Source organism: Kamptonema animale CS-326, assembly GCF_028330895.1.
GTDB lineage: Bacteria > Cyanobacteriota > Cyanobacteriia > Cyanobacteriales > Microcoleaceae > Kamptonema > Kamptonema formosum.
In genome coordinates, this window is record NZ_JAQMUA010000303.1 from 1 (window position 1) to 7,703 (window position 7,703).

Genomic DNA, 7,703 nt, shown 5'->3' on the forward strand with positions numbered 1-7,703 from the left:
CGCGTAGTCTCTGCGATTGCTTCGCACAGCGAACAATGATAACTCGCAATTGCAAGTATTTAACCGGACATGATATGACACTGGAAAGTAACTTTGCTAATACCAATTTTCCCAATTTATGCCATAGTACCTAGGTCTTTTTTCCTGATTCCTTGGGCTATGTTTCTTTATCTTGGTTGAGGTTCAAAAGACTTCAGAGTATGAGCTAAAAAGCGTTCTGTGTAATACAAAGCCAGTTGGTTGCTCACACCATTAAAAACGGCATCAAAGGCGTGTTCTGCCCAAGGAATTTCAAGCATGATGGCACGATTGCCAGTGGCGCATAATTGTTCGTAGAGAAAGCGTCCAAACTTGGCTTCAACTATATGGTCGCGACCTGCATAAACCAGGAGAGAAGGGGGAAGGTTGGGTTTAACATAATTGATAGGAGAAGCTTGACGGTAAAGCTCTGTGAGTTCGTCGGGAGTTCCTCCCAGAAAGGCACGCAGAATGGCTCGGACATTTAATGGATCGGGAAAAGGTGGGTCATAATATCCCCGGAGTAGGTTAATTGGGCCGTAATAATTAACTACTGCTCGAATAGGAACTGTAGGGGAATTATAAGCATAAAGTAATGCTAAATGGGCACCTGCTGACCTTCCCATTAAAGCAATTCTGTTAATATCAATTTCCCAGTCATTGGCATGGGTTTGGATATAAGATAAAGCTGTTTCTACGTCTTCTAATTGAGCTGGAAAGCGATATTTAGGAGCGTGGCGGTAATCTATTGCTACTACACAATAACCTTGGGCGGCCATGTAGCGACTAAATTCGCGATCGCTATTGGGACTACCTCTTTGCCAAGCTCCTCCGTAGAGGATAACGATCGCGGGATATTTACCAGTTTGCATCGGTCTATAAAGATTTAGTTTCAGTTGTACCCCGTCGGGGTTGGCAAATACAACGCCGTCAGAAGTGCGAACTTCCCGCAGGGGAATTCCCCGGAAGGCATCTGCTAGGATAAAGGGTTTAGGGCGTAGTTGCGCCTGTTCAACTTGAGGAATGGCTGCTAAATAATCCACCCCTAAAACAGACTGTACTTCAGCCGCTATGCGCGAATTAGCTGCTGGGAACTGAAGCAGGGGGAGTAGACTGAGGATTAGGGCAATCAAGCTACAGACTAGCGAAGTGTTGTAGAGCCAGCCTTGCTGTAGTCTCAAGATAGTTAGTAAGAGAGCGATCGCATTCACAGCCACCAGCCAAGGACTGATTTCTGGTGCTCCCACTGCTAAAGGAAATAGAAATAGTGCCGGTGCTGGTACGATCGTCCAAAGGCTAAGAAATAATCCAACTGCACTCAAAAACAAAGGGATGAAGAGAGAGACTAGAAATGTTGCTAATAAGACTAGCTTTTTGCGGTTATTTTTAGGTCGCACAGATTTTTTCCCAAAGTCTGATTTTCAACCAGCTTAAATTATAGTAATCGCTAAGATAGTTAGGACGTTTTTAATTGCCGAAACTATTGCTTTATATTTTTAGGACTTACGCATGGACTCCCAGAAACCGGGTTTTTGATAGAATCTGTGGGTGAAAACGAAGTATTTTCGTCAAAAAACCCGGTTTCTGTGGTTGGGTGCGTAAAACTGAGTACCCTACGCCTATTAGTCCGCGTAGGCGGACTTTGTTTGTGTAGTCGCGATTTCAATCGCCGGGATATATCTACCCCATTCTTCCCAATACCAACCTAATTACATCAGCAGTTACCCGATCCGTAATTGTCACCACACCAATCTGGGTAGGCAAAATAAACCTTACTTTGCTATCTTGTACCTTCTTATCAGTTTGCAAAGTCTCTAAAATTTCCTCAATATCTAAACCTGATGGCAACTTTATAGGCAAACCTGCCTTTTGAATCAAAGCTAATTGTCGGCGATCGCACTCACTATCCCACATCCCCAACTCCACCGCCAATCCACTCGCCGCTACCATCCCAATCGCCACCCCCTCACCGTGATTTACTACCTTATAACCGGTTACACTTTCTATGGCATGACCAATTGTATGACCGTAATTTAAAATTGCTCTCAATCCCGATTCTTTTTCATCTTTACTTACCACATCAGCCTTAGCTTGGCAAGACTTACTTAAAATTTCTGGTAACAAATCGGCGGGAAAATAACGCATTTGATCTAATCGCTTGCACTTTTCCAATTGTGCAAATAATTCTGCATCCCAAATTACGCCATACTTAATAACTTCCGCCATTCCTGCACGCAATTCTCGCGGTGGTAGAGTCTTCAAAACCTCTGGATCGATTAATACTAATCGCGGTTGATGAAAAGCACCAATTAAATTTTTACCTTGGGGATGATTAACGCCAGTTTTGCCACCAATGGAAGCATCAACCATTGCTAGCAGAGATGTTGGCACTTGCACCACATTTATACCACGCAGCCAAGTTGCGGCCGCAAAACCCGCCATATCGCCAACAACGCCGCCTCCTAAAGCGATAATAGTTGAGGAACGTTCGAGGCGATGTTCCAAAGCTGAATTGTAAATTCTTTGCAGACCAGTTAAAGTTTTATATTGTTCGCCTACGGGTAGGATATGGCTGGCGACTTCAAAGCCGGCTTTTTGTAAAGATGCGATCGCCTTTTCCCCATAGTGGCGAAATATCATCTGGTTAGAGACGACTAAGACTTTTTTGCCTAAATTTAGAGCTCCTATCTGCGTGCCGAGTTCGTCTAAACCGCCAGATGCGATCGTAATATCGTAAGATTGCGGCCCTAAATCAACACGAATAACTGACTGCATGGTAAAAACCTAAATCTTAATATCCCCTTTCGGATGTATTGTAGCGCACACCATGTTTCAATAGTTGTTATTGATTTTTATGGAGCAATGTAAATGACTATCAGTGGAGCCATAGCTTATTTTGTGATGTTCGGCGGTATGCTGGGTGTTGCCACCGTACTTTTGTTTGGTTTGCGTGCTATCAAGCTAATTTAATAAATACTCCAGGCGAATAGAATTCGCGGCTACACAAACGAAGTCCGCCTACGCGGACTATACAAATGCAACCCGCGTAGGCGGGTTAAGTCTCGTGTAGACGGGGTTTCTAACCGCTACCTTATCTTTCTTGGCGAATAGAATTCGCGGCTACACAAACGAAGTCCGCCTGCGCGGACTATAGAATTTTAACCCGCGTAGGCGGGTTTTGTCTGTGTAGATGCGGTTTCTAACCGCCACCTTTCTTTCTTTCAACTTACGCGATCTTACGCGATCGCGCGTTCTTTTTCCTCAACAGGTGCAACTGTTTGCTGCTGTACCTGTTGCTTTTCATTAGCCAGATACTCAACCAATTGAGCCTCAATTTCATCCCGCACAATTTGGCGGTATTCTAAGAAGTGTTCGTTATGAGCGCAAACAGTCAAATAATGCTCCCACACAGCCGGATTGCGTTTAATAATGCTGAATAAATGATGCCAGAACATCCAGCGAGTATTACGCTTAATCCCTTGTCGCCAAATGACGATACCAAGAGCTCGTAAGTCAATTAAATCAGGCATTTTAAACGGCTTTTTCACTTTCGGCGCACCTAGCATTAAGAAGTGGCGATAAGTGCGATCCAAATACTTCTTAGGATCGTAAACATCACAAAATGCCTCGACATATTCCCGCGCAATATCTTCTAAAGGCCGCGTGGGAATAAAATTCATTAAAGTTGTCTGATTCAAGTTACCAGCTTTACCGCGCAACCGTCCTTCTTTTTCTAGCCTGTGCCACAAAGCCGTATGAGGCAAAGCTTGCAACATTCCAAAAGTTGTGCTAGGAATTGCCGCTGCTTCCGCAAAGCGCACAATTCGCGAACCGGCCCCCGGTTTTTCGCCGTCGAAGCCGATAATAAATCCAGCCATTACGCGCAAGCCAGATTTAGTAATTGCCTCCATTGATTCCACCAAAGAATTCCGGGTATTTTGGAATTTCTTAGTCATTTGCAAGCTTTCTTCGTCCGGGGTTTCAACTCCCACAAATACAGCATTAAAGTTACACTCTACCATCAAGTCCATTAGTTCTTGGTCTTGGGCTAAGTCAATGGATGCTTCGGTGTTGAAAACAAAAGGATATTGACGTTCTTCTTGCCAAACTTTTAACTCTTTTAACAGCAGTTTGACATTACGTTTATTGCCGATGAAATTGTCATCTACCATGAAAACGCCACGCCGCCAACCCAATTGATAGAGACATTCTAATTCTGCTATTAATTGTTCTGGCTCTTTCGTGCGGGGTTTGCGACCGTAGAGTACGATAATATCGCAGAATTCGCACTGGAAGGGGCAACCCCGCGAAAACTGGATAGACATTGAATCGTAGGCGTTTAGTTCCAGTAAGTCGAAACGGGGGACGGGGGTGGTAGTAACGTCGGGTTTTACGCCATCGGATCGGTACATTCCGCTGGTTTCGCCTCGCGCGATCGCCTCTACAAACATCGGTAAAGTGATTTCGCCTTCATCTAAAATCAGGTAATCTACCCCTGCTGCTTGGGGTTCCTCTGGTAGGGAAGTTGGGTATGGCCCCCCACAGGCGACTAATTTGCCACGCCGCTTAGCTTCGCGAATTTGAGCCAGCAAGTCCTCTTTTTGGACGATCATCGCGGAACAAATGACGAGTTCGGCCCATTGCCATTCCTCTTCTGTTATCGCTCTAATGTTGCGATCGACTAACTTGAATTCCCATTCTTGGGGAAGGATGGCCGCGACTGTGACTAAACCCAGAGGGGGTAGCAATACCTTACGGTTGACGAGTTCTAGGATTTTTTCGTAAGACCAAAAGGTTTTGGGAAATTCGGGATAAACCAGTAAAACTCGCATGATTAAACTCCTCACACTGGGATTTATTAAGTAGAAGGAAGAAGGAAGAAGGAAGAAGGAAGAAGGAAGAATGCTTATACAGTCGGCTTTTTAGTCATCTGTATTTTACGTTAAATTAGGTGGATTTACTTAGCAGGATTTAGAAGGCTGACTTAAGGTTAGCGCGATCTGGTTTTCTTGAGTAACTATAATATGGCGGGAATATGGCGGGATTTGGATTTTATATGTCTTTTGGGGTTTGAGTGCAGGGGAAAGACATCAAAGTTTTGCGATCGCTAACATTGAAAGTCTATACCATTACCCGTAGGGTGGGCGCGGCGATCGCCCAATCCGACTAGAAAAAATATCCTCAAGTCGTAACGCCCACACTACAAGGATTTAGTCTAACTTGCAACCCCCCTTTTAATAGCCTTTGGGCGATTGACTGCGTAAGTCCTAACTATTCTAGCTATTCCTGAATAGCTGCTTCTGCTGAAGTTGCTGCTTTGTATTCGATTAACTTGCTGGGTCGTCGCCATAATCTACCTAAGTGAAACTGGATCTGACCCTGTAGTTGCGGAAATTTCCCTAAACTGCAAAATATTGCATACAGGGCCGCTGCCTTTTTTCCTAAACTACGCTGCTGCGTATAAGTATAAATCCGATAGGTCAATAACGGGTAAGCGCTCAATAGCAACAAACTCCAACCATGAGTTAGCCAGATCCCAGCCAATGCTATTACTGGCAAAATCAACCCCCAAAACCAAATACTACGGCTTTCTTTCACCCAGTGACGTTCGGGCTCCTTTCCGTGTAACCAGGCTCCCTCAGCGTAGGCGTAGCCAGCTCTCTGAGAACGTTTCCACCATTGCCGGAAAGTGGTAATTTGCGCGTCGTGGAGGGTCATTTCTGCGTCTAACCGGAGGATTTTCCAACCTTTTTGGCGCGATCGCAAACACAGTTCCGGTTCTTCCCCTGCAATTAAAGCGGGATTGAACCCCCCTACTGCTTGGAAGGCTTGAACCCGCATCAAAGCGTCACCACCGCAGGCTTTAGCTTCGCCAACGGGTGTATCCCATTCGATGTCGCACAATTGATTATAGATGGATGCTTCCGGGAAACGTTCGCGTCTGCGGCCACAGGCGATCGCGACATCTGGTTGAGCTAGGAGTTCTTGATAGGCGCGATCAATCCATCCTGGCACTAACTCGCAGTCGCCGTCAATAAATTGGACAAATTCGACTTGGGGACATACTTGTAGCAGATGTGCAAACCCTGCATTCCGCGCGCGCGCAGCGGTGAAAGGTGCAGACAAATCGAGTTCAACTACATCCGCAGATAGCGATCGCGCTAAATCTACACTCCCATCTGTCGAGCCCGAATCAACATAGACTGCGATCGCCACATTACCTTGAGCCGATAGTAAACATCTACGGAGGCGATCGCCTTCATTGCGTCCAATTACAACTAATCCTACTAAATTCAAACTGCACCTCTTAAATTTAATGCCAGGATTGAAAAATAATTTTACTGCCTCAAGTCATGACAATCTATTCACTAGCTTCGCAATGACATTATGACAAATTTTTACCACGCCGCAAGCAGGAAGCAATCGCAAGGGTTTGAGATTAGTTTCCTTCGTATCACAACTCCTCGCAATGACATAATTTATTTTTGTCCCGCTAATTAATTGCACTGTAGAGATTATTTTATAAAATCAATAACCCAGAGATATAATTTATCCTATGGAGCATTTTAATTTAGATGGCATCACCCAAGGCCTATCAACTTAACCTGAAAATCGCCAGGGGTTAAAACCCCTGTCTAATAAAATAAGTCCTCTGAAGAGGACTAAAGAACTCATTAGTCCTCTTTAGAGGACTTGATCTTTGAGGCAGGGGTTTTAACCCCTGTCGGACTCTAACGTTTAACGTTAAGTTGACACCAATACTTCCTTCCCTCTTCCTTCTTCTTCCTTCCCTCTTCCTTCCTCCTTCTTCCTTCCTCCTTCCTCCTTCTTCCTTCTTCCTTCTTCCTTCTTCCTTCCTCCCATGCCTCCAAACCACCTCAAACGCAAACTCAAACAAGGCGAAATAGTCCTTGGCCCATTTATGAATTGCGCCTATCCCGCCTTCATCGAAATCTGCGGCCATGCAGGATTTGACTTCGCCATAATTGACATGGAACACGGCCCCATCAACCCACTCGTCGCTGAAGACCTCTGCCGTGCAGCAGACTGTGCAGGAATCGCCCCTATCGTCCGCGTTCGCAAAAACGACGGGCCCCAAATTCAACGCGCCCTCGACATTGGTAGTGCCGGTGTCCAAGTTCCGCAAATCGAAACCAAACTCAACGCAGAAACTGCTGTCCAAAACGCCAAATATAGCCCCCTCGGTACGCGGGGTCTTTCCTTCGCCACGCGGGCCGGACTTTACACCGCCGCAGGTACAGGTATAACCGATGAACTTAATAAAGAATCCCTAGTCGTAATTCACATTGAAGGCAAACGCGGCATCGATAACCTCAAAGAAATCGTCAACGTTCCCAATCTTGACGTGATTTTTCTCGGCCCTTATGACATTTCCCAATCTCTCGGCATTCCCGGCCAAGTCCGCGACTCCCGCGTGATTGACTTAATGGAAGCAGCAGTAAAAACCATTCGCAACGCAGGCCTTGCTGCTGGCACTTTTGCCGATAATTCTGAAACTGCCAAACAGTGGATTGATACCGGAGTTCAGTACATCGGCCTCAGCGTAGACGTAGCAATCTTCCTGCGGGCTTGTCAGTCTTTGGTTAAAGCTGTACGGAATTTCTAAGTAGGTAAAAATAAATAAAGACTTAGAACTTACGCAAAACCATCAGTAACGCCGCCCA

The 7,703-nt window shown here is 45.4% G+C and carries 6 protein-coding genes; 2 read left to right on the forward strand and 4 right to left on the reverse strand.

Going from position 1 to position 7,703, the window contains the following annotated elements:
- Positions 1-167 precede the first annotated feature (167 nt).
- Positions 168-1,415: an alpha/beta hydrolase gene (locus PN499_RS17705; protein WP_272033414.1), complete on the reverse strand. Its 1,248-nt coding sequence runs from the start codon at positions 1,413-1,415 to the stop codon at positions 168-170.
- A 283-nt stretch (positions 1,416-1,698) separates the two neighbouring features.
- Positions 1,699-2,793 (reverse strand): 3-dehydroquinate synthase, encoded by a 1,095-nt coding sequence (gene aroB / locus PN499_RS17710; RefSeq protein WP_272033415.1) that lies wholly within the window; start codon positions 2,791-2,793, stop codon positions 1,699-1,701.
- Positions 2,794-2,886: 93 nt separating this feature from the next.
- Here aroB and petL point away from each other — a divergent pair, with 93 nt between their 5' ends.
- Positions 2,887-2,988: a cytochrome b6-f complex subunit PetL gene (gene petL / locus PN499_RS17715; protein ID WP_272033416.1), complete on the forward strand. Its 102-nt coding sequence runs from the start codon at positions 2,887-2,889 to the stop codon at positions 2,986-2,988.
- A 266-nt stretch (positions 2,989-3,254) separates the two neighbouring features.
- Here petL and PN499_RS17720 read toward each other — a convergent pair whose 3' ends face one another.
- Both PN499_RS17720 and PN499_RS17725 read right to left on the reverse strand, forming a co-directional pair.
- Positions 3,255-4,850, reverse strand: a complete 1,596-nt coding sequence (locus tag PN499_RS17720; RefSeq protein ID WP_272033417.1) for a B12-binding domain-containing radical SAM protein — start codon at positions 4,848-4,850, stop codon at positions 3,255-3,257.
- A gap of 448 nt (positions 4,851-5,298) precedes the next feature.
- Positions 5,299-6,315 carry a glycosyltransferase family 2 protein gene (locus tag PN499_RS17725; protein ID WP_272033418.1) on the reverse strand — a complete coding sequence of 339 codons (1,017 nt, stop codon included), beginning with the start codon at positions 6,313-6,315 and terminating at the stop codon, positions 5,299-5,301.
- Positions 6,316-6,880: 565 nt separating this feature from the next.
- Here PN499_RS17725 and PN499_RS17730 point away from each other — a divergent pair.
- Positions 6,881-7,645 (forward strand): HpcH/HpaI aldolase family protein, encoded by a 765-nt coding sequence (locus tag PN499_RS17730; protein ID WP_272033419.1) that lies wholly within the window; start codon positions 6,881-6,883, stop codon positions 7,643-7,645.
- The last annotated feature ends 58 nt before the right edge of the window (positions 7,646-7,703 follow it).

Excerpts from the sequence above, each read along its gene's own strand:
- aroB (WP_272033415.1), bottom strand. The coding sequence starts at position 2,793 with ATGCAGTCAGTTATTCGTGTTGATTTAGGGCCGCAATCTTACGATATT.
- petL (WP_272033416.1), top strand. The coding sequence starts at position 2,887 with ATGACTATCAGTGGAGCCATAGCTTATTTTGTGATGTTCGGCGGTATG.
- PN499_RS17720 (WP_272033417.1), bottom strand. The coding sequence starts at position 4,850 with ATGCGAGTTTTACTGGTTTATCCCGAATTTCCCAAAACCTTTTGGTCT.
- PN499_RS17730 (WP_272033419.1), top strand. The coding sequence starts at position 6,881 with ATGCCTCCAAACCACCTCAAACGCAAACTCAAACAAGGCGAAATAGTC.